At 40.6% G+C, this 23,026-nt stretch carries 22 protein-coding genes; 17 read left to right on the top strand and 5 right to left on the bottom strand.

Annotated elements, in window-relative coordinates; genetic code table 11:
• Positions 1 to 189: 189 nt before the first annotated feature.
• On the bottom strand, positions 190 to 318 hold the full coding sequence (locus J2Y67_RS23015) for a hypothetical protein (RefSeq protein WP_310177763.1): 129 nt from the start codon (positions 316 to 318) through the stop codon (positions 190 to 192).
• 81 nt (positions 319 to 399) lie between these two features.
• Here J2Y67_RS23015 and J2Y67_RS23010 point away from each other — a divergent pair, with 81 nt between their 5' ends.
• The 3 genes from J2Y67_RS23010 (at position 400) to J2Y67_RS23000 (ending at position 3,530) form a co-directional block, all read left to right on the top strand.
• Positions 400 to 1,371: an NAD(P)-dependent alcohol dehydrogenase gene (locus J2Y67_RS23010; RefSeq protein ID WP_310177762.1), complete on the top strand. Its 972-nt coding sequence runs from the start codon at positions 400 to 402 to the stop codon at positions 1,369 to 1,371.
• A gap of 143 nt (positions 1,372 to 1,514) precedes the next feature.
• Positions 1,515 to 2,516 (top strand): DUF3231 family protein, encoded by a 1,002-nt coding sequence (locus J2Y67_RS23005; protein WP_310177761.1) that lies wholly within the window; start codon positions 1,515 to 1,517, stop codon positions 2,514 to 2,516.
• A 117-nt stretch (positions 2,517 to 2,633) separates the two neighbouring features.
• Entirely contained in the window at positions 2,634 to 3,530 is an 897-nt protein-coding gene (locus J2Y67_RS23000) for a PdaC/SigV domain-containing protein (protein WP_310177760.1), read from the top strand.
• A gap of 82 nt (positions 3,531 to 3,612) precedes the next feature.
• On the opposite strand, the gene J2Y67_RS22995 is transcribed toward J2Y67_RS23000, so the two are convergent.
• A complete protein-coding gene (locus J2Y67_RS22995) occupies positions 3,613 to 3,741 on the bottom strand; it encodes a hypothetical protein (protein ID WP_310177759.1) in 129 nt (42 codons plus the stop codon).
• A gap of 209 nt (positions 3,742 to 3,950) precedes the next feature.
• Between J2Y67_RS22995 and J2Y67_RS22990 the strand changes: the two genes are divergently transcribed.
• From J2Y67_RS22990 to arcC, 7 genes are all read left to right on the top strand, one after another.
• Positions 3,951 to 4,403 (top strand): arginine repressor, encoded by a 453-nt coding sequence (locus J2Y67_RS22990; RefSeq protein WP_310177758.1) that lies wholly within the window; start codon positions 3,951 to 3,953, stop codon positions 4,401 to 4,403.
• Positions 4,404 to 4,427: 24 nt separating this feature from the next.
• A complete protein-coding gene (locus J2Y67_RS22985) occupies positions 4,428 to 5,132 on the top strand; it encodes a Crp/Fnr family transcriptional regulator (protein ID WP_310177756.1) in 705 nt (234 codons plus the stop codon).
• 77 nt (positions 5,133 to 5,209) lie between these two features.
• Positions 5,210 to 5,845: a hypothetical protein gene (locus tag J2Y67_RS22980; RefSeq protein ID WP_310177754.1), complete on the top strand. Its 636-nt coding sequence runs from the start codon at positions 5,210 to 5,212 to the stop codon at positions 5,843 to 5,845.
• Positions 5,846 to 6,133: 288 nt separating this feature from the next.
• Positions 6,134 to 7,414, top strand: a complete 1,281-nt coding sequence (arcA, locus tag J2Y67_RS22975) for an arginine deiminase (protein ID WP_310177753.1) — start codon at positions 6,134 to 6,136, stop codon at positions 7,412 to 7,414.
• A 29-nt stretch (positions 7,415 to 7,443) separates the two neighbouring features.
• Positions 7,444 to 8,454, top strand: a complete 1,011-nt coding sequence (gene argF / locus J2Y67_RS22970; protein WP_310177752.1) for an ornithine carbamoyltransferase — start codon at positions 7,444 to 7,446, stop codon at positions 8,452 to 8,454.
• 197 nt (positions 8,455 to 8,651) lie between these two features.
• Positions 8,652 to 10,049 (top strand): arginine-ornithine antiporter, encoded by a 1,398-nt coding sequence (gene arcD, locus J2Y67_RS22965; RefSeq protein ID WP_310177751.1) that lies wholly within the window; start codon positions 8,652 to 8,654, stop codon positions 10,047 to 10,049.
• Positions 10,050 to 10,147: 98 nt separating this feature from the next.
• Positions 10,148 to 11,107 (top strand): carbamate kinase, encoded by a 960-nt coding sequence (gene arcC / locus J2Y67_RS22960; protein WP_310177750.1) that lies wholly within the window; start codon positions 10,148 to 10,150, stop codon positions 11,105 to 11,107.
• 43 nt (positions 11,108 to 11,150) lie between these two features.
• Here arcC and J2Y67_RS22955 read toward each other — a convergent pair whose 3' ends face one another.
• The gene (locus J2Y67_RS22955; RefSeq protein WP_310177749.1) at positions 11,151 to 11,681 is read right to left on the bottom strand and encodes a flavodoxin family protein; all 531 of its coding nucleotides are present in this window, start codon (positions 11,679 to 11,681) and stop codon (positions 11,151 to 11,153) included.
• A gap of 169 nt (positions 11,682 to 11,850) precedes the next feature.
• Between J2Y67_RS22955 and J2Y67_RS22950 the strand changes: the two genes are divergently transcribed.
• Positions 11,851 to 13,080 carry an ATP-binding protein gene (locus tag J2Y67_RS22950; protein ID WP_310177748.1) on the top strand — a complete coding sequence of 410 codons (1,230 nt, stop codon included), beginning with the start codon at positions 11,851 to 11,853 and terminating at the stop codon, positions 13,078 to 13,080.
• Between the two features lie 835 nt (positions 13,081 to 13,915).
• A complete protein-coding gene (locus J2Y67_RS22945) occupies positions 13,916 to 14,479 on the top strand; it encodes a hypothetical protein (RefSeq protein ID WP_310177747.1) in 564 nt (187 codons plus the stop codon).
• A gap of 834 nt (positions 14,480 to 15,313) precedes the next feature.
• Here the strand turns inward: J2Y67_RS22945 and J2Y67_RS22935 are convergent.
• A complete protein-coding gene (locus tag J2Y67_RS22935; protein ID WP_310177746.1) occupies positions 15,314 to 16,738 on the bottom strand; it encodes a C40 family peptidase in 1,425 nt (474 codons plus the stop codon).
• A gap of 289 nt (positions 16,739 to 17,027) precedes the next feature.
• Between J2Y67_RS22935 and J2Y67_RS22930 the strand changes: the two genes are divergently transcribed.
• Complete coding sequence (locus J2Y67_RS22930) at positions 17,028 to 17,186, top strand: hypothetical protein (RefSeq protein ID WP_310177744.1); 159 nt, start codon at positions 17,028 to 17,030, stop codon at positions 17,184 to 17,186.
• Between the two features lie 449 nt (positions 17,187 to 17,635).
• Here the strand turns inward: J2Y67_RS22930 and J2Y67_RS22925 are convergent, their stop codons facing one another.
• A complete protein-coding gene (locus tag J2Y67_RS22925; RefSeq protein WP_310177743.1) occupies positions 17,636 to 18,403 on the bottom strand; it encodes an SGNH/GDSL hydrolase family protein in 768 nt (255 codons plus the stop codon).
• Positions 18,404 to 18,630: 227 nt separating this feature from the next.
• Here J2Y67_RS22925 and J2Y67_RS22920 point away from each other — a divergent pair, with 227 nt between their 5' ends.
• The 4 genes from J2Y67_RS22920 to J2Y67_RS22905 all read left to right on the top strand — a co-directional run bounded on the left by J2Y67_RS22920 (position 18,631) and on the right by J2Y67_RS22905 (position 22,969).
• Positions 18,631 to 19,380, top strand: coding sequence for a YveK family protein (locus J2Y67_RS22920; protein ID WP_310177742.1), 750 nt, complete (start codon positions 18,631 to 18,633; stop codon positions 19,378 to 19,380).
• Positions 19,370 to 20,068 carry a CpsD/CapB family tyrosine-protein kinase gene (locus J2Y67_RS22915; RefSeq protein ID WP_310177740.1) on the top strand — a complete coding sequence of 233 codons (699 nt, stop codon included), beginning with the start codon at positions 19,370 to 19,372 and terminating at the stop codon, positions 20,066 to 20,068. The genes J2Y67_RS22920 and J2Y67_RS22915 overlap by 11 nt, the downstream gene beginning before the upstream one ends.
• Before the next feature lie 51 nt (positions 20,069 to 20,119).
• A complete protein-coding gene (locus J2Y67_RS22910; protein WP_310177739.1) occupies positions 20,120 to 20,881 on the top strand; it encodes a tyrosine-protein phosphatase in 762 nt (253 codons plus the stop codon).
• Positions 20,882 to 21,142: 261 nt separating this feature from the next.
• A complete protein-coding gene (locus J2Y67_RS22905) occupies positions 21,143 to 22,969 on the top strand; it encodes a polysaccharide biosynthesis protein (protein ID WP_310177737.1) in 1,827 nt (608 codons plus the stop codon).
• Positions 22,970 to 23,026 lie beyond the last annotated feature (57 nt).

Raw genomic sequence — 23,026 nt, 5'->3', positions numbered from 1 at the left:
ATCCATTTACCCTCCACTTTTACAGAATTATCTTCCAGTTCGAGCAATTTATCGTCCAGTTCGGGGGTTTTATCTTCCACTTTTGCCAATTTACCTTCCACTTCGAATTTACACCAAGCAAAATTCATGAAAAAGGTAACTTCAACCCCATTATCAGAAGAAAAAAGAGAGATTTACCGATTAAAGCTTCTAAAAATCCACCAAACTACTAGCCCCAATCCATTTACCCTCCACTTTTCTCGATTTATCTTCCAGTTTGAGCAATTTATCTTCCAGTTCGGGGGTTATATCTTCCACTTTTCCGACTTTACCCTCCACTTCGATTTCCACCAACCCCTGTTCTATTTACCCACGTTATCCGTATGATATTTATAAATATAACGATTTGGAGGCGGGAAATTGAAAGCAATTGTGTACACCAAGTACGGTCCCCCCGACGTTCTTCAACTGAAAGAGGTAGAAAAGCCTATTCCTAAAGAAAATGAAATTCTGGTAAAAATAAAAGCAACAACCGTCACTGTGGCAGATATACGGGCTCGGAGTTTTACCGTTCCTCCTGCTTTCTGGCTGCCTGCCCGAATAACACTTGGTTTCAAACAACCCAAAAAAGAGATATTAGGAATGGAGCTAGCCGGAGAAGTGGAGTCAGTCGGGAAAAGTGTCAAAAAGTTTAAGGAAGGAGATCAGGTTTTTGCCGCGACTCTTTCAGGTTTTGGCGCGTATGCCGAGTATAAGTGTCTGCCAGAAGATGGCCCTGTATCGATTAAACCTTCCAATATAACGTATGCAGAAGCCGCTGCCATTCCAATTGGAGCACGCACAGCACTGTATTTTCTTAGAAAAGCTAAAATTCAGAGCGGCCAAAAGGTTCTCGTTTATGGTGCTTCAGGAAGTGTTGGAAGTTATGCTGTTCAGCTTGCCAAGTATTTCGGGGCACACGTTACAGGGGTTTGCAGTACAACGAATTTGGAAATGGTAAAATCTCTGGGAGCCGACAAGGTAATGGACTACACTGCAGAAGATTTTTCTAATACAGATAAGACTTATGATGTAATTTTTGAAGCAGTAAATAAGAGTTCTTTTTCAGAATGTATCAAATGGTTAAAGAAGGATGGTACCTATATAAATATCACGGAACCCCTGCCAAGTGTTCGAATGCTATGGACGAAAATGACAAGCAGCAAGAATTTATTATTGAGTCGAAATTCACCAGAAACCCCCGAAGCACTAAACTTCCTGAAGGAACTTGTTGAGATGGGGAAGCTAAAAGTAGTCATTGACCGATCCTATGCGTTTGAAGAGATTGTGGAAGCTCATAGATATGTCGAAAAAGGACACAAAAAGGGAAATGTCGTCATACATGTGGAATAACTCTAACACATGTTGAGCAAGGTGCACGGAATCTCCATTTTGCACGATCTATGTTCCGTTTCCCCCTGTTTATGTTCCAAGTTCGGTATGATATGTTCCGTTTGGGTCAATATAAGTAAATAAAGCTAGGAGGGATTATTTTAATGACTTCTTCTGGAGTTCCAATCACATCGTCAGAATTAGCAAATTTATGGATGACGTATCAAGAAAAAACCATGATGATTCGAATGCTGGAGCATTTTATCGAACACGCTGATGATGAAGAAAAACAACTGTTACAGACTCATTATAATAATGCTTCTAAAGCCATAAATACCATTACGGGAATTTTCCAAACTGAGGGAGCCGTCATTCCGCTTGGTTTTACAGAAAATGATGTACATAAAGGTGTTCCCAAGCTGTTTGATTTCCTGTATGATATCATGTATTTGCATTTGATGACGAAAGTGGAAATGAGCCTTTTTTCACTTTATTGCGGAATGTCTTATCGGAAAGATATGAATGATTTTTTTATCAATTTGACAGCGGAAGCTCAAGAGATGAATAGCAAAGCAACTCAACTCCTGTTAGAAAAAGGGGTCTTGGTACGCCCGCCATTTGTATCCATGCCGACAGAGGTGCATTTTGTACAGGATAAAAAATATAGGGGAGCTTTCAATCCATTCCGTGAAACGAGATCGCTAAATACGATTGAAGTTTCGCTTATTCATCATGCCATTGAAACAAACCTTGTAGGGATGCAATTAATGATTGGATTTGCCCAAGTTGCTGATCATAAGGAAGTACAAGAATATCTTGCCAAGGGGATGAAATTGTCCAAAGAAATCGAAATCGATTTAGGTGAGTATTTACGTCAAAGTTACATTGAACCGCCAGCTACACACGCCGGGAAAGCAACTCCGTCAAAAATCGCACCATTTTCTGAAAAAATGATGTTATATAACACCGGTTTGTTAGCTACATTTGGGCTCGGAAGCAATGCATTAGGAGGCGCATTTAGTTTGCGAAATGACTTGCCGGCAAAGATGGCTCTTCTTGCAAAAGATATTTTCACTTTTGCTCAAGATGGAGGAAAGATCATGATTAAAAATGGCTGGATGGAAGAACCTCCACAAATGGAGGATCGAATTCAACTAACTAAATAATCTTTTTGAACAGATAATCATCCTAATATCTTTAAGGATGATTTTTTTTTGGTTTAATTTTCCTTAATGATCTGTTAAAATTTGGATGGAAAATAAAAAAACAAAGGGGGAGTATTTGTGAAGGTACTAAAAACAATGAAGCTTTCACTGGTGTTAGCGGTCATTTTGTCGATGTTTTCTGCATTTGTTTGGAACAACGAACCAGTCCAAGCCGCCATAACCAAAACGGCTACAGTTGCGGTGGACCAATTAAATGTGAGAAGCGGGGCGGGAATCAATTATAAAAAGGTTGGATCTTTGAATAAAGGCACAAAAGTGACTGTTTATGCTCAAAAATCAAGTGGCTGGTCGGAAATACGCTATAAAAGCAAAAAAGCCTATGTTGCAACCAAATATCTAAAATTTGGAGTTACGGTGAAGAAATACAAATATAAAAATATCAGCGACCTCAAGTATCCGCAGGTGACCGGGCTTAAAAGCAAAACAGCTGAAAAGAAAATAAACCAGGCCTTATTAACCTATGCAAAGAGCGCTTATAAGAATTACCTCAAGATGTTGGCAGATGAAAAGCAAATCAAACAAGACGAGCCAGATTTGTGCAAGGAATCTCCATACGCTTGTGATTATGGTTACGCCACTTCTTATAGTGTTAAATTCAATGATGGAAAGCACTTAAGTATTCTACTCTATGATTCTTTGTATCAAGGCGGTGCACATGGATTAGAAACGGCAACCTCCTATAATTTCACCATCAGTAATGGAAATCAAATCAAGCTTATGAACATCCTTACTTCAAAATCGAAAATCAGCAAAGTGCAAAAATACGCCTACAACTACATGATGAAGCATCAGGAGACTTTCTATATAACAAAACTTAGCGATGTTGTCATTAATAAAAATACCCAGTTTTATTATACCGATGGCGGGATTAAATTGGTCTTCCAAGAATACGAAGTAGGTCCATATGCCGTAGGTTTCCCAACTGTAAAAATACCGAGCTCGGTTTATAAGTAATTGCCAAAAAGGACCTTTCCGAGATCTTTGGAAGGTCCTTTTTCTATCCAGGGGATAATATTTTATGTGGATAGGTATATTCCTATTTCTCTTCAATTTCTCGATAAATCTCTTCAACTTCCTCTTTGCTGAAACTTCCCTTTTTTATTAAACGCTCTATCGATTTCTGTGAATCTCCCTCTTGAATCGCTTCTTTTAGAAGTTCCTTCATTACTTCTTTTCGCCATTATCTAAATTGCTCTTGTATTTCTTCCTTCACAATATCCATTTGTTTCAACTCCCCTCATATTCACATAAAAATTTCCCCAATTTTTGTCGAATTTCCAAACAATCGGAAATTGTCATGGTTTGTACATGGGATTTTGAAGGATTTGGTCATATGATAGAAACGAGATGGCAATAGGGGGGGAGTTCTAGTAGATGAATAGGGAAGAGCGATTAGAACGAATCACCCAATTGGTTTCTGAACGGGAAATCCATACGCAGGAGGAACTGCAAGAGCTGCTGATCGAGCAGGGATTGAATGTGACGCAGGCTACAATTTCGAGGGATATTCACAGTTTGAAGCTGGTGAAGGTACCTTCGAAGGGGGGCAAGCTTAAATATGGTTTTCAGGTGGACACCGAGCATCTAAGCTATGAAAAGCTCCGTCACAAATTAGTGGATGCCCTAGTTAGCCTGGAGGCTATTCAATGCTTTGTCATGGTGAAAACACTTCCCGGGCACGCCCATTCCTTCGGGGCATTGCTAGATTCAATGGAAATCCCGGGCAAGGCAGGCACCATTTGCGGAAACGATACATGCCTGATTATTTGCCGTTCTCCTGAAATGGCGAGCAAAATCAAACATCAATTGGAGGTCTACAGTGAATAAACTCGAGTGAAAGGAGCGAACGAAATGCCGGCTGTCGGAGTCATTTGTATGGACACATTAGCGGATTTACGCCAATTTGATCTTTTTAAGAAATTATCAGATAAAACCCTTAACCAATACCTGCCGCATTTTTATTTTCGCAGCTATAAGAAAAACCAATGTCTGTTTATGCAAGGAGACCCGCGCGATAAGATTTTCTTTTTGCTCAATGGCTATGTCATGTATGAACGGAGCAACGAGGAAGGGGATATGGTAAGCATTGACTTTATCAAAAAAAATCAAATGTTCCCCTACGTTGGATTATTTCAGGATGGTGTCTATCAGGATACCGCAACCGCGGCCACAGATGTTGATTTATATTTTATCCAAACCCATGTCCTGGAGGAGTGGATGAAAACTCATCCAAGGCAGCTGCTGAATGTCATTCACAAGTTGTCCGATATTCTCGACCTCTATCAAAATCGTGTACAAAAAATTATGACCCCCAATGCCCATGATCGGGTACTGCACTCCTTGCAGTTTTTGATGGAGGACCTCGGGGAAAAAAGCAAAGAGGGAATTGTCATTCCTTGCCCGCTTACCGCGGCCAATATTGCAAAAATCTCCGGAACCACAAGGGAAACGGTAAGTCTATTGATGAACCAATTGAAACGGGATCAAGTGATCTCGATAGACGCTAAGAAAATTACCTTCCTTCAACCTCAATATTTTCAGGAAACCTACCATTAACATAATTTTTAGAAAAATTAAGCAAAATTATTTATTTCCTTTCACCTTTTTCCTATACTAATAGTAAATGGAAGGGGGTGTCCTCGATTACCAAGGTTTCCTATCATATTCTCGGACCACTGGTTTTTGGAATCGGCCTGATTCTTGTAGTAAAAATGCCCGCAAGCGGCGAATTAGTGGGGGCTTCCTTCTTCGGTCTGCCCCCTGATGGGAATCAAATCATCCTAAGAATGGGCTCCGGACTGATGCAGATCACGGGAATTCTCCTCTTTTTAAAATGGTTCGGAGAACATGGGCGGGAAAAGCATGTCCGACTCTACAAAAAATATGAACCAATGATTCTCCTTTTTTTGGTCATTCTTACTCCGATCCTTTTAAATGCCACCATCAGTTCTACCGCCAAGGCCTATGTCTATGCGGGAAAAAGCGGAACCGAAGCAGTAGAATATTTGCCGACCGATCACCCATGCACAGTGAATCCAAAACAAAAGGCGATTCATTGCGTCATCACGTTAAAAAACTACAATCATTCTTCCCAGAAGGTAACCATGCAACTGAACTGGAAAACGCTTGACCGAAAAAGCTTGATGCCTGTTTTCTTGATTCAAAGACAGGAGAAAAAGACAGCGATCAAAATTCCGTTAAGCGATTCAGAACTGCGGAAACTTGCGTCCGCTCCTGAAGAGACACAGCCGGAAATTCTCATTCAATAACCCAATTGGGGTTATTTTTTTTGCCCAAAGCCAAACAACCTTATTTTTCAAAATCTTGCAACATTAGTTATGAATGAAATGTGAAATTCAGTCATTATTCATGGGATGGCCCCAAAATAAGCCGGAATTGGTGGAGATATACATAAATATGCAGGCGACTTTATCTCGTAGACAAATTTTCGTTAGGATTTTAACGGTTGAAATGTAAGGGTGCTAACAAAATCAAATAAATGCATCCCTTAAAATAAGGGTGTAGCAAGGAAAGCTTAGATAAAGGAGGAAGAAGAAATGAGCTTAGTAATCGAACTGAATTCTGAAAAAAGAAACCTGAGTCAACTTAAGCATCCCATTCATGTTACTTCCGAAATCGGTACACTAAGAACGGTGTTACTCAAGCGTCCCGGAGGAGAGGTGGAGAATTTAGTACCGGAATACCTGCAGCGTCTGCTGTTTGATGATATTCCCTATTTACCTATTATCCAGAGGGAACACGACTATTTTGCCGAAACATTAAAAAATAGAGGCATAGAAGTCCTATACCTCGAGAAATTAGCTGCCGAGGCATTAGCGAACCCCGAGCTAAAAAAACAATTTGTTAATGATATTTTAAGAGAAAGCCGGGCAAATGTCAATGGAGCGGCAAACGTTTTAAGAGAATACTTGTTATCGTTCCCGACGGCAGAAATGGTCAACAAAATCATGAGCGGAATACTTAAAAATGAAATTGAAGCCAGCAAAAAGACTCACTTATATGAATTTATGGATGATCACTATCCATTCTACCTGGATCCAATGCCGAACCTCTATTTCACCCGCGACCCTGCGGCATGCATTGGCAACGGTTTATCCATTAACAGCATGCGCGAACCGGCCCGCTGCCGCGAGTCGTTATTCATGCAATATATCATTCAGCATCATCCACGCTTTGCCGGTCATGATATTCCGGTTTGGCTCGATCGTGACTATGAATTTCCGATTGAAGGCGGAGACGAGCTTGTCCTAAGTGACGAAGTGATCGCGATTGGGGTGTCGGCCCGCACATCTGCCAAAGCCATTGAACGGTTGGCCTTGAATTTGTTCAACCGGAACAGCTCGTTTAAAAAGGTGCTTGCCGTTGAAATTCCAAAATGCCGCGCATTCATGCATCTTGATACGGTCTTTACGATGGTAGACTACGATAAATTTACCATCCATCCTGCCATCCAAGGCCCTCAAGGAAATATGAATGTTTACATCCTTGAAAAAGGGGAGGACGAGAAGCATGTCTCGATTTCCCATCGGACAAACCTTCAAGAGGCATTAAAAGAAGCGTTGCAATTGAGTGACCTGGTCTTAATTCCATGCGGCGGCGGTGATGAAATTGCCGCATCCCGCGAGCAGTGGAATGATGGTTCCAATACGTTGGCGATCGCCCCAGGCGTCGTGGTCACCTATGACCGAAACTATATTTCCAATGAATTGTTACGCCAGCACGGCATTGAGGTAGTCGAAATCTTAAGCTCAGAATTATCCCGCGGCCGTGGTGGCCCACGCTGCATGAGCATGCCGATCGTTCGTGAAGATATTTAAAAAAATAACCCTAAAAGGAGCGAAATAACATGTTAGCAACCATTCCATCATTACAAGGCAGAAGCTTTTTATCTGAAAAGGATTTTACAAAAGAAGAATTCCTATATTTTATCGAACTTGCTATGAAATTAAAGGATGAGAAAAAATATGGCATTCCGCATCGTCATTTGGCAGGCAAAAACATTGCCCTTCTTTTTGAAAAGCCATCCACTCGTACGCGCTGTGCCTTTACAGTAGCTTGTATCGATCTTGGCGCACATCCCGAGTATTTGGGAAAAGATGATATCCAATTAGGCAAAAAAGAATCGATTGAAGATACAGCGAATGTATTGGGACATATGTTTGACGGAATCGAATTCCGCGGTTTTGAGCACAAAAAAGTAGAAATGCTGGCAAAACATTCAGGTGTACCGGTTTGGAACGGTTTGACCGACCAATGGCATCCAACTCAAACATTGGCAGACTTTTTAACTGTAAAAGAAAACTTTGGTTATTTGCAAGGAATCAAATTCGTTTATGTGGGGGATGGCCGGAACAATGTGGCGAACAGCCTGCTTGTCGGCGGTGCACTCGTCGGGATGGACGTGCGGATTTGTTCTCCAGAATCACTGTTCCCGGCTGAAGAAGTCGTAGAAACAGCCCAATCTTTAGCAGCCCAATCAGGCGGTAAAGTAACCATCACCTCCAATGTAGAAGAAGGCGTTGCCGGCGCGGACGTTATTTATACAGATGTTTGGGTTTCCATGGGGGAAGAAGATAAATTTGCCGAAAGAATTGAACTGCTTTCTCCATACCAAGTAAACATGGATATGGTGAGAAAGACAGGCAATAAAAACATGATTTTCTTACACTGTCTGCCTGCTTTCCATGACCTTGAAACCAAGTACGGCAAAGACATCTATGAAAAATACGGCCTTGGTGAAATGGAAGTCACCGATGAAGTCTTCCGCAGTGCGCATTCAAAAGTGTTTGATCAAGCAGAAAACAGAATGCACACCATTAAAGCCGTCATGGCAGCAACACTTGGCAACATGAAATAATCACTTACTTGCTGGAGAAGGAGTTTTTCTCCCTTCTCCTTCTTTCCTTAAGGCTCTTTTCGTAACGTTGTTGTTTTTTATCCATTAGAGTGACCCTCCAATATTCTGCGAAAAGATGCCGGAAGTAATCGGTGGTTACGGATAGCAGCAATCGAAGCGAAAACAGTCTTTTAAAAAAGTTTGAGGAGTGGAGAAAAATGGCGGACGGAAAAAAACTTGGCTTGCTGTCGTTAATTGCGATTGTCATTGGCTCAATGATTGGCGGCGGTGCCTTTAACCTTGTATCGGATATGGCCGGCGGAGCTTCTGCCGGGGCAGTTGTGATTGGCTGGGTGATTACCGGAATTGGAATGATTGCACTTGCCTTTTGCTTTCAAAATCTTACGAACAAACGTCCCGATTTGGAGGGAGGAATCTTTAGTTATGCGAGAGCCGGCTTTGGCGATTATTGGGGATTCAACTCCGCATGGGGCTATTGGTTGTCAGCCTGGCTTGGCAACATTGCTTTCTTGACCTTGCTTTTCAGTGGAATCGGCTACTTTATTCCGATTTTTGACGGAGCCAATCTGGCTTCCATCATCGGTGCGTCGGTCCTGCTTTGGTTATTGCATTTCTTGATTTTAAGAGGGGTTCATTCCGCTGCGTTGGTGAACCTGGTGGTCACCATCGGCAAGCTCGTTCCAATTTTCTTATTTATTATTCTTGCAATCTTTGCCTTTAAAATTGATACCTTTTCCATTGACTTCTGGGGGAAAAATGGTTTCAGCTTTGCTGATTTGATGGGTCAAACCAAGAGCACTATGCTGGTAACGCTTTGGGTATTTATCGGGATTGAAGGAGCAGTCGTTCTCTCCAGCCGGGCAAAAAACATGAAGGATGTCGGGAAAGCAACCGTGATCGGCTTAATTTCCACGTTAATCATCTATATTTTGATTACGGTCTTATCTTTTGGGATCATGTCGCAATCCGAGCTTGCCGGGTTAAAGAGTCCTTCCATGGCTTATGTATTAAAAGAAGTTGTCGGCCCTTGGGGGGCGGCAGTTGTCAACTTGGGATTAATCGTTTCCTTATTAGGCGCCTTACTGGGCTGGACCCTGCTCGCGGCTGAACTTCCTTATTTGGCTGCCAAGGATGGTATTTTGCCAAAAATGTTTGCCAAAGAAAATAAAAATAAAGCGCCTGTTAATGCTTTAATTGTCACCAACGTACTGGTGCAAATTTTCTTGCTCACCTTATTAATTTCGGATAAACCATATAACTTTGCCTTCTCATTAGCGAGCTCTGCTATTTTAATTCCGTATTTGTTTTCGGCTCTGTACCAGGTGAAATACAGTCTTCAGCACAAGGAACGGAAGCAATTGGCGCTTGGGATTGTGGCAACGGTCTATTCGGTATGGCTTTTGTATGCAGCCGGCATCAGCTATCTGCTGCTAACGGCCGTACTGTACGCCCTTGGAATCTTCGTCTTCAGAATTGCCCAAAAAGAGCGCGGCGAAAATACCTTTAAGCCTTTTGAACGGATTTGGGCATTGATGTTTGATCTTTTAGCCGTACTGGCGATCATCATGCTAATCATTGGAAAAATCAGTTTCTAAAAAAGATTCCTGCACAAGAACTTCATAGTGGACGAACGGAAAGGTTCCGGTGCGGGAACGTGATCTTATTTTTGAAAACGTAAAGGAGGATTCACCCTATGTCTAAGAAAGTCGTGATTGCTTTAGGTGGGAACGCTATTCAGTCAGGAGATGCATCAGCAGCAGCTCAACAATTTGCACTCGAAACCACTGCCCGGCAGCTTGTGGATTTGATTGAACAAGGAATGGATATTATTATTTCACACGGAAACGGTCCGCAGGTCGGCAATATTCTACTACAGCAGACAGCCACCGATTCCGTAAAAAATCCAGCCATGCCGCTTGATACATGCGGTGCGATGAGCCAGGGAATGATTGGCTACTGGTTGGAAAACGCATTGGATAAAGTCCTTAAGGAGCGCGGCATTCATAAAAATGTGGTCACGGTAATCACGCGTGTTGTGGTTGATCCCTATGATCCTGCGTTCATCAACCCGACGAAGCCGATTGGACCTTTTTATAGTGAAGAGGAAGCCAGACGAATCATGGAGGAAACCAATGCTTGCTTGAAAGAGGATGCAGGGCGCGGCTGGAGACGAGTGGTCGCTTCACCGAAACCTGTCAGCATTATGGAGCATGAAGTGATTCAATCACTGGTAGAACAAGGAAACATCGTCATTTCAACAGGTGGCGGCGGAATTCCCGTGATGGAGACCGAAAACGGGATTGTCGGTGTGGAAGCGGTGATTGATAAAGACTTCGCTTCGGAAAAACTGGCTGAATTAATCGATGCCGATGCGCTTGTGGTTTTAACCGGGGTAGACAATGTCTATATTGACTTCAACCAACCAACCCAAAGGAAACTGGAGGAGGTAACGATTGCAGAGTTGAATGAATATACGGAAGCGGGGCAATTCGCAGCCGGAAGCATGCTTCCTAAAATAGAAGCAGCCATTCAATTTGCCAAAACCAACCCGGAACGGAAAACCGTCATTACCTCCTTGGAAAAAGCCTGCGACGCCATAAAAGGCAAAGCAGGAACCATTGTCTCCTTATATGGTTCTCCAGTCCTTGCTTAAAAAAAATCGGGTGGTGCCTGCTCACCACCCGATCTTTATCGAATCACACGAAAAGCTTCTCCGCCGCAAACAAGGCTTTCTCATCCTTCAAAATATCCCCAGGCCTACTCCCTTCGCCAAGGACATACCCGGCAAACTCCATACCCATAAAATCAAAGATATGCTTAAACTGCTGGATCATCGGCAATGCCTTCACATAAGGATGATCACCGCCGACAGCAACTACATAGGCTTTCTTCCCCGCCATTTGCTGCTTGAAGTCAGGATACTTCGCATCCCGCATCGAATGCGACCAGCGATCGATGAAGTTCTTCATCGTCCCGGACATACTGTACCAGTAAACCGGCGTAGCAAAAATTAACGTGTCATGCTGCAAAATCCGGTCGATCACAGAATGATAATCATCCGCCACATCCTTAAAGCCACCCTCCGCATGCCGTGCATCCTCAATCGGCAAAATCGAAAAATCACTTAAGTGTATTCTCTCAACATCCAACCCTCGAATCCCATGCTCCGTTAGGGTTTCCGTGTTTCCATTTGGACGGGTTCCCCCGTAAATAACCGCAATCGACATCCGTTCCATCTCCTTTATAAATGGATTTCCCCTTCATCATACCAAAAATCAACCGAAACCAACTGAACCGTGCTCATCCGACATAAATATACACAAAAATACCATTAACTCCAATTTTATCTTAAATGATATAATTTAGGAAAAAGACGAATCTTAAGAGGTTAAGCCCATGAGGAAATCAGGACAAATCACGCTCGTAAGTATTTCGCTAGTATTTACTGCTTTTCAAAAAATGTATGATCAACATAATTTTTTCACGATTGACTTTTTTATTTTTACCATTATTGCTTGGATCGTGGGCTATCAATATGACAAGGTCCACCATTTCGAAAAAAAAGTCCGAGCCAGTGAGCGCAGCTATAAAAAACTCATCGATTCCCTACCGGACCCCGTTTACATCCTAAAAGATTACAAATTTCTTTATGTCAATCACGCGGCTGTCAGCTTAACAGGGGCAAAAAACAAGGAGGAACTGATTGGTAGGCATATCCTGGATTTCCTCGTACCAGAATATCATGACCGTGCCCTTGAACGCTTCAAACAAATCAATAAAGAGAAACGGCCGGTGAACACCATCGAATACAAGGCAAAACGTCTTGATGGCTCGACCTTTTTCTTTGAGGTCTCTTCGATGTACATCGTTATTGGCGGGCAAGAAGCCGTGCTTTCGATTGGAAAGGACATCTCAGAACGCAAAGAACAAACAGAGCAGCTCCTGCAAAAATCAGAAAAGCTCGCCCTGCTCGGGCAGATGGCGGCAGGGATTGCCCACGAAATCCGCAACCCGCTCACATCGATCCGCGGCTTTATCCAGCTGTTCAAGTCAGGACAAAATTACCCGGAGTACTATGATATCGTCCTTTCAGAGCTCGACCGGATTAACAGCATCGTCAGTGAATTCCTCGTCCTTGCCAAGCCAACCGCTGCCGTTTTTATCGAAAAAGATGTGAAAAATTTAGTCAATGACGTCATCACCCTCTTTAATACCCAGTCGATTTTGAATAATGTCCAGATTTTTGTGGAGTTCGACAGTGATCTGCCTATGGTGATGTGTGAGGAGAATCAGCTGAAGCAAGTGTTTCTCAACCTCCTGAAGAATGCAATTGAGGCGATGCCAAAAGGCGGCAATATTGATGTGAAGGTGAAGCAAAAGGAAGAGGGCAAAATTTCCATTCAGATCATCGACCAGGGCATGGGGATTCCAGAAAACCGGATTTCAACGCTCGGTGAGCCGTTTTACACTACAAAGGAAAAAGGTACCGGCCTCGGCCTGATGACGTGTTATAAAATTATCGATAGCCATAACGGCGAAATTAAGATTACGAGTGTAGTAGAAGAGGGTACCACGGTCGAAATCACACTGCCGACGATCACGCAGTCGTTGTTGGGGGTGTCTTAGGGGGATCAGATACCTCGGTTTCTGGTAGATTGAATGAAAAGTGGTCGGTAAAAGGGCAAAAGTGGTGGGTAAGAAGGGAGAACCGGTGTGTAAACTCTCCAAAGTGGTGGGTAAAGAGCCAAAACCGATGGGTCAACGAAATGAGGTTGGAAAAGGGTACTGGTCTGGTGATTGGAACTTACTGAAAAAGGTAATTTTTCTTTTAAAAAGGTAATTTCCAGAGAAGGATACCTGGTTTTTAGTAGCTTAAATGAAAAGTGGTCGGTAAAAGGGCAAAAGTGGTGGGTAAAAAGGGAGAACCGGTGTGTAGACTCTCAAAAGTGGTGGGTAAGAAGGGAGAACCGGTGTGTAGACTCCCCAAAGTGGTGGGTAAAGAGCCAAAACCGGTGGGTAAACGAAATGAGGTAGGAAAAGGGGACTTGTCTAGGGATTGAAACTTACTGAAAATGGTAATTTTTCATTTGAAAAGGTAATATCCAGAGAAGGATACCTAGTTTTTAGTAGCTTAAATGAAAAGTGGAGGGTAAAAGGGGGGAGGTGGAAGGTAAACTCCCCAAAGTGGTCGGTAAAGTGTTAAAACTGGTGGGTAAACGAAATGGGTTCACAATGCCTGGATCAGGTCATTTTCCCTCCCGAGAACTCCGAAAACTAATGGCAATGTTAGCGATAGGTAGTAGTGCTTTAACTATATCCTTAACTATAGAATTACCGCAGGTTGTAGAATGGCTCTTCATTATTGTTGCTGTTGTTTTTAATATGTGGGGTGCAATTGGGTTGATCCAACACGTTAACATACAAAAACTAAGTAAGAATTGAGCATTTTAGGGAGTTTTTTATGTCAGTAATTCTTGTTATGTTGATCGTCTTTGGTTTACTTGTTTTAGCGGTTAAAGTATGGAAAAAAAGTAAAATCCTATCACTTGGATTAACAGCTCCTGTCTTTTTAGGTTTATTCTTTATTGGATACGTTGTTTATAACTCCTGGTATCAAACTACTCCTGAATCCCTTAAGGTGACTGTTCAAAAAGAAAAGCAACGATATACCCTTTCAGGAGTCTGGGTGAAACCACTAGATGCATATAGATTCGTCACTGATTATATTGTCATCTATGTCCCATATAATACAGAGGTGTCAAATGTAAAACGAAACAGGTATAAAAACTATAATGAAATGGATGATGAAGGATTGGAGGCAGCTGCTCGGTATTCCATAAAAGATGAAATTTCTTCAGATTTGCACCCGTACATATTTGATATTGAGGCAACTAAAGAGTTCACTGTTTCTTTCGACCTCTCAGAAAACTTAAACCCAAAAGATATGAAAGCTTATTATGTTCATATTCGAGAAGAACCAATGAGTTCATTGGAGTTTTGGTTTAAAAAAATCAGAATAAATTAAATTGCATTTTTTCCAACCGTTATTGTTCTAACCGAGCATTGTTGAAGAAGAAAAATAAGAAAAACGTATCCCAATCCTTATCCGATACTCGATTGATTTGAGAAAAAAATATCCTCTCTTTTAAACCTTCAAACTCTAAAACTTTTTGACCTATTTGTTGTGCTAACTTTTCAACAGTTGAAGCATTTGTCTCTTAAAAAACAATTGGAGCAAATGCTTATTTCAGCTTGTCAAAAACGCTGTTCAAATGTTTAGAAGAACATAAAAAAGAACCCAATTCTATTAAGGGGTTCTACTATTGCTAGTTAAAAATATTGAAGATAATCGGTAACGATAAAATACAAAGTTAATAGGATCAATATTAAATTGGATTTTAACACATCTATCAACTTTTCCCCCTTTTTTAAGCCATTTACAATCGATACAGTAATCGTCACGATTATAATGAATGTAACGATAGCATCTATTATGGTCCCAGATATTATTAAACACGATAAAACATCTCCAATTCTCGTAAACTAATTTTTCAATGGTCTTAACCATAGGAGCATCACTAAAATAAGGTTCTCGTTCAAGAAATTATTATATTATTTTCAATATTAATCAAGTAGTTCCTTCAAAAACTTTAAGAAAACTGCGTATGAAAAAGAATCCATATCATTCCCACAAACTGTTCAAGTTTTAAAACTCAATCTCAGACCTGAAGGTAGCTAGAGGTGGGGACCCAAAACTACGGCACCACCCAGACAAAGCAATAATAAACGAAGACAGCGAAAATCTCACGATTTTCATCAAAAAAGCCAGCCCCATTTAAATGGGGACTGGCTATTTAAATCAATAGAATCTCTTAAAACTAGCAAAATGTTCTTTGAAGTAAGAGTTGCTTAGGCTGGCGATCGTGATGCCGCGAGCCTCATCGGCGTGGATAAATTGGTTGTTGCCAATATAGAAGCCGACGTGGGAGATGCCGTTTTTATAGGTGTTTTCAAAGAAAACAAGATCGCCAGCTTTAGGCTTGTCCACATAGTAAGAGCGGTTGTAGTAGCCATCGGCTGAATAGCGACCGATATCAATGCCGGCTTGGTTCGCGACATGATAAATGAAGCCGCTGCAATCAAAGCCGGACGGTGTACTGCCGCCCCAGACGTACGGGATACCAATTAAGCTCTTCGCCGTATTAACAATTTGGGTGGAAACATCGTTACCGGAAGCTGGTGGCTGTGGTTGTGTCGACTCTGGTACAGACACAGAATTCGCCTTAATCTTCAGCTTTTTGCCCACATAAATCCGATCGGAAGTCATGTTATTCAGTGCTTTCAATTCTCCAATCGTCATCCCGGCCTTCATGGCGATTCCACTTAAAGTGTCACCGCTTTTAACGATATAATCAGTTGTATTGGCAGGCGGTGTCTGTGGTTTAGTAGTCTGCACAGGTGGCTTTGCTGCTTGAGCCGGTGGTTTAGCGGCAACCGGCGGTTTGCCGGTCACCTTCAGCCTTTGTCCAGCATAAATAAAATCTGATTTCAAACCATTTAGCGCTTTCAAATCAGCCATGTTCAATCCAAATTGCTTGGCAATCTTGCCTAGTGTATCACCGGCTTTGACGATGTAGGTGGTCACGTTTTTAGCAGGAGTCGTCGTTGTCGTCTTCGCAGTACCAGGAACCTTCAACTTCTGCCCAACCTTGATCCGGTCAGACTTCAATTGATTCAGTTTTTTTAAATCCGACACAGTCAACTTATATTTTATGGCAATTTTACTCAAACTGTCGCCTTTTGTAACGACATAGGTATTCGTCGTTGTTTTAGAAGAAGGGGATGGCTTCTTTACAACCGCTTCCTTCGTAAATGTCGTCCCCGACGTTCCTGTAACCTTTAGCACCTGACCAGGATAAATGATCGTGCGATTAAGCGTATTCCACAGCTTTAAATCGCCAACGCTTACATGATATTTGTTGGCAATCTTAATTAAGGAATCACCCTTTTGGACGGTATAGGTCTTGGCCGGTGAGGATGTCTTCGTGACGGTCGCCTTTTTTGCCTTTGTATCTGGGAGCTTGAGTTTCTGATTGATCTGAAGAAAATCTGATTTTAATCCATTCAATGCCATTAATGTATGAACACTGGTGTGATTTTTCGAGGCAATATGTGATAGGTTGTCACCCTTTTTGACCATATATGTACTGGCATGTGCCGTCCCTGCGTAAACAGCCGAAAGAACCGCTGCTGTCGAAACCGCACGGACTATCGTTTTCTTCATGGAGTCCATTCACCTCTCTATTTTTTCATTTTTTAAATATTTTATCATAGTTTGCCAGTCTTTCGGGGCACAAAATTGAAAAAGGTGACAAATGATCCAGTATTTTGTGGAAAAAGGGGGTTGTTAGCAGAGATTCATAGGGAAACTACGGTAAATATGGAAAAGACACTTCCGTCAAATGACAATTTCCATAAAATTCAGCCAAATTGCGACTGGTAATCTATTTACATTTTAAATGGTTAGCTATAAAATTAGGAATTAGGATGACGGTAGGAGGCGGAAGAAGGACGTGGAAGTCAAGGAGAAGAATAGTTACTCTGAGGAGCAACATGTGTTTTCAGAAATCATCAAGAAGGCTTATGAAAAAGGCCTACATGATAGAAATCTCACCGTACATAAGTTATTAGAAGATTTAGAGGCTGAACTGAAGAATATGATGGTAAGTTAAATAATGATAATAGGATCGTTTATAAACGACATCCTGTTATCTTTTTTTATTATTAAGGCATCAAAATCGAAAATCTACGAAATTCATCGATTGATGGGGGCTTAAGGAAGGTCTTTTCCGTGGGGAAAAGACCTTCTTAATTTGGAAATTTCCCGTTATCTTCCCGTGAAATATAGTAATAAATGCCTACCATCGTTGAAAATTCCTGCCAATTTCCTATTTCCTCTTCAATTTTCTTACAATAAGATGTTAAATAGGAATGTAAAAGTTTTGTAACATAGCGGGGAAGAATGTCAAAATAGGAGTTTTGGGGGAAACCTATTCGGCACGATTCGCCAACTTTGAAAAAACAGCTTATATTTCAAAATGAGATTCATCGATTGATGGGTATGCGGGAAAGATGATCCCTTCTGCTATCACTTTTTTTTTGCGAAAAAAAAACCGAATCATTACGATTCGCTCTCACTGTTCATCAAATAGTGTAATAAATATCCGCTCCAAACGTGAATCCCCTTTTCATTTGGGCCGCTTTCATCTGGAAGCAAGTAATCATTAAGTTCTTTTTTATGATAATCCGGCCAGGCGGACCAATGATCAAGGAAAGGAATCTCATTCTCTTTCGCGTAATTCTTTAATTCAGCCACTTGATTCGGATAAAAATTTGCTTGATAAATGGGATAGGATGGTTGGAGAACAAAGCTGGTGTCTCGATTCTCCTTTTTCACCTGTTCAATAAAATGTGTCACGTTGTCCAGCGTATCCTCAATCGCTACTACACCATTATCCTTTAATAAAAAGGGTTCGAGTACGATAAGATCGGGCTTTTTATTTGCAAGTTCCTTTAGATTATCTTGGCTGATATAGTCGGTAGAACTTCCTTTAAAGGGTAGAACACTCACTTTAATGTGTTCTCCAAAAGCTTCATCAAGCTTCTTTTTAACTTCTTGGTATGTACCTTTGGAATCAGCCTCAGAACCAATCAAGAATAGTTTAAAAGGTTTTTTCTGATCAAGGCGATGTTTGAATTGCTTAGCCGCCTGATCGGGCCAATTTTTTGTTAAATGATCAAAATCTTGAAGATTACTAGGCTCCGTTTTTTCATTTACAGCTAAAGCTTTTTTACTAGCAGCTTCTATTTTTTGTTGATAGTTTGAATAGCCAAAAAACAGCACAGCAACACAGATAATCCCTAATAGGATTGTTAAAAAATTCTTCATAAGAACGACTAACCTCCAAAGTTATTGCTCTACTATTATAACAGACGGAGAAAGAAGTAGTTTATTCCAATTTAAAAAAAGACCTACAAAAATTTACATTTAACTAGTAGAATAGGTTAGGGAATTGGAAGAAGTTTGGGAGAAATTGTCGAATCTAAAAAAAACAGGCAATATTTTATGATATAATATTGGATGTTTTGAATCCGAAATATAATCAGGAGGACCCCATGGAAGAAACAATCAGTTTACAGGAATTATTGCAAACACTCAAAAAACGGCTGAGATTAATCCTCTCGATTACCTTTATAGCTGTTTTAATTAGCGGTGTGGTTAGTTATTTCTTCTTAACACCCATCTATCAAGCTTCAACCCAGTTACTTGTCAATCAATCAAAAAATGAGCAGAATTTATATAATTATAATGAAGTTCAGACCAATCTTCAGTTAATTAACACCTACAATGTTATCATTAAAAGCCCGGCGATTCTTGAGCTGGTCATTAAAGATTTAAATCTTCATATGACAGTGAAGGAACTAAATGAAAAAATTACAGTGCAAAATGAAACAAACTCCCAGGTAGTCAATTTGTCCGTTCAAGATACAAATCCAGCTAAGGCTGTAAAGATTGCAAACAAAACAGCGGCTATTTTCCAAAAAGAAATTGTGAAAATTATGAGTGTAGATAATGTAAGTGTACTTGCGAAAGCAACGATTGCTGAAAATCCGGCCCCGATTAAACCGCGACCATTATTGAACATTGCCATCGCATTAGTAGTAGGGTTAATGGTTGGTGTAGGCATATCCTTCCTCTTAGAGTATTTTGACAATACAGTGAAAACCGAACAGGATATTGAAAAATTAGTTGGATTACCTGTGCTTGGAGTGATCACCACGATAGATGATTCACGTATGAAGGAATTGGCGAATAAGCGGTTCAACCGAAAAGCAAAAGTAAGAGGTGAGACCATTGGCTCTTAAAAAAGATAAAAAATCAAATAATAGAAGAAATTTAGTTGCAATGATTGATCCTAAATCAACGATTGCAGAACAATACCGTACGATTCGAACGAATATTCAATTTTCCTCTGTTGATCAGGAAGCAAGGACGTTAATGGTTACCTCTGCCGGACCTGGTGAGGGGAAATCGACAACGGTTGCGAATTTAGCCGTCGTTTTAGCCCAGCAGGGAAAAAAAGTGCTGCTAGTAGATGCTGATTTACGCAAACCAACGGTTCATTACACTTTTAATAAAACGAATACGTTTGGATTGACGAGTGTTCTTACCAAACAGGTGAAGTTAGAAGAAGCAGTGGTAGAGTCTGCTGAAAGAAATCTTTTCGTTTTATCCAGTGGGCCGATTCCTCCGAATCCGGCTGAATTACTCAGTTCTATGGCAATGGAGGTTTTCCTCGAAAACGCATTAGAAGAATATGAAATGGTCTTATTTGATGCTCCGCCAGTACTAGCGGTCACAGATGCCCAAATCCTTGCTAATAAATGTGATGGAACCATTTTGGTCGTATCGAGCGGAAAAACAGAAAAAGATAAATTAGAAAAAGCAAAAGAGTTGTTAGAGGCTGCCCAAAGTAAAATCGTAGGAGTCGTTTTGAACAACAAAAAGATAGATTCAAAATCGAATTATTACTATTATTATGGAACGAACTAATTTCAAAGATTAATTACTATTAAACTATAGGATGAAAGGGTGGTAGTCAAAATGATTGATATACACTGTCACATATTGCCAGGCATCGATGATGGCGCACAAAGCTTTGAAGATAGCATTGCAATGGCAAAGGAAGCTTCGAAAGAAGGGATTCATACAATCATTGCTACCCCCCATTTAAATAGCCAATATGATAATCGCAGACCACAAATTCTTACTAAGGTAGAAGAGCTTAACCGAGTTCTTCAAGAAAAAGAGATTGATGTTAAAATCCTGCCTGGACAAGAGCCAAGAATTTATGGTGAAATCCTCGAAGATTTTCAACAAAATCAAATTCAAACACTGAATGACAGCTCATATTTACTTATTGAGTTCCCATCCAACCATGTTCCAAGGTATACAGAGAGGCTTCTATTTGATGTACAAATACAAGGGTTAATACCGATCATCGTTCATCCGGAACGAAACTCGGAATTAATGGAACGCCCGGAATTGTTGTATCAGTTTGTTGAAAAAGGGGCACTTACACAGGTTACCGCTTCAAGTGTTGCCGGCTATTTTGGAAAAAAAATCAAGGAATTTTCCCATCAATTAATTGAGACAAATTTAACTCATTTCATTGCATCAGATGCTCATAACATCACAAGTCGTTCCTTTAAAATGCAGGAAGCGTTTGATTTGATTCAATCGAAATTTGGAATCGATTATGTTTACCTATTTAAAGAGAATGCTGAGCTAGTGGTTAATGGAGAAAATGTGATGAGGGAAGTTCCAGAGCCAATAAAAAAGAAGAAAAAGTTTATATTTTTTTAGCAGAAGGAACTGAATGGTTTTTACAATCTATTCAGGTAAAAGTACACCTGAACGGCGAGGCTTACCTGTCCGATATCCATGGAGGCACTCGATTACACTATGGAGTGTAATGTGAGGACGGGTTTGATGCCCAATACATAAAAGTAATAAATATCTAATGAAAGAACAGGTGTTACCACACATGCATTTCCATTAGGTATTTATTTTTTTGTGAACTCACTTAGAAAAAGGAACTAGAGAGATAAAAGGGGGAAGTAACCATTGTCCTATCGACAGAGATTGACCACACTTGCTTTATTGGATTCAGTGATTGTGTTAACAGCGATTTACATAAGCTATTTCACACTGGTTCCAGAAATCCCGATTTTTAAACTAGAAATGCTGCCGATAACCGCGATTACGTTGTTATGCAGTCATCATTTATTTGCATTCATTTATAAGCTTTATAATAAGGCCTGGCAATATGCCAGTGTTGGTGAACTGGTAGCGATTGTGAAGGCCGTGACCTTTTCCATAGCCGTTACAGCCATCATGCAAGAAATCGTATTCCATAATATTTATGTTCGAGCATTAATGATTACTTGGATGCTTCATGTAATCTTCATCGGTGGTTCACGGTTTTCATGGAGGATGTTCCGCGACAACATCATGAACAAACGGCAAAATATCAAAAAAACGCTCATCATTGGGGCAGGTTCTGCTGGAACAATGGTGGGGCGTCAATTACAACATAACCAGGATGTTGATTTAAAGCCGGTAGCGTTCATTGATGATGATCCAGCGAAATACAAGTTGGATATTCTTGGAATACCGGTTGTCGGAAATTCTGATTGTATTGTACAAGTAGTTCAAAAGTACCAAATTGAAAACATAGTTATTGCCATTCCCTCATTAAAACAGAAAGAGCTAACCCGGATTTTCGATGAATGTTCCAAAACTAAAGTAAAAACCCAAATTATTCCGAAGTTAGAGGATTTAATGGTAGGCAAAATTTCCGTTAATCAGTTCCGCGATGTTCAAGTGGAGGACTTACTTGGCAGAGAACCAGTCGAATTGGATATTGCTGGAATTTCAGAGAAGGTTGCCGGTAAAACCGTCCTTGTGACAGGTGCAGGTGGTTCGATTGGATCCGAAATCTGCAGACAAATCTGTAAATTCAGCCCTAGTAAAATTGTATTGGTTGGACATGGCGAAAACAGTATCTATCAAATTGATATGGAGCTTCGGAATAAATACCATAATCAAATAGAAATTGTTCCGGTAATTGGTGATATCCAAGATCGGACAAGAATCTTTGAGATTATGGAAGAGCATAAGCCATTTGTTGTTTACCATGCAGCAGCACATAAGCATGTACCGTTAATGGAATACAATCCAAGAGAAGCAGTTAAAAATAATATTTTTGGTACCAAAAATGTGGCAGAAGCGGCGGAAACATTTGGCGTTCATACATTTGTGATGATTTCTTCAGATAAAGCTGTAAACCCTCCAAATGTGATGGGGGCAACAAAACGTTTTGCGGAAATGATTATTCAGAGTCTAGCCCAACATAGTAATACGAAATTTGTTGCCGTTCGGTTTGGAAACGTACTTGGCAGCCGCGGCAGTGTGATTCCATTATTTAAAAGACAAATCCAAGCCGGGGGACCGGTAACCGTTACTCATCCGGATATGACCAGATACTTTATGACAATCCCCGAAGCGTCACGTCTAGTAATCCAAGCTGGATCATTAGCAAGAGGTGGAGAAGTATTTGTTCTTGATATGGGAGAGCCGGTTAAAATAGTTGATTTAGCTAAAAACTTAATAAAACTCTCCGGTTATCAAGAAGAGGAAATTGGAATTCACTTTACCGGGCTTCGTCCAGGAGAGAAGATGTACGAAGAACTTCTCAATAAAAATGAAGTACATCCAGAAAGTATCTTCCCGAAAATTCATATTGGAAAAGCACATGTATTGAATGGCGAAATACTTAGCGAATTAATCAATCAACTCTTAAATATGAGTGAAACGGAAATGCATGATACATTGATAGCTGTTGCTAACAATAGGTTTGAACATACACCAATTTTAACAGCTGTAAATTAATAAATAATTACAACTATTTATCGAAATCATTATCTTTTTTATGTCATACAAGGGTGG

It is taken from the genome of Neobacillus niacini, assembly GCF_031456445.1.
Taxonomy (GTDB): domain Bacteria; phylum Bacillota; class Bacilli; order Bacillales; family Cytobacillaceae; genus Neobacillus; species Neobacillus niacini_I.
This window is presented reverse-complemented; position numbering and strand designations above follow the sequence as displayed.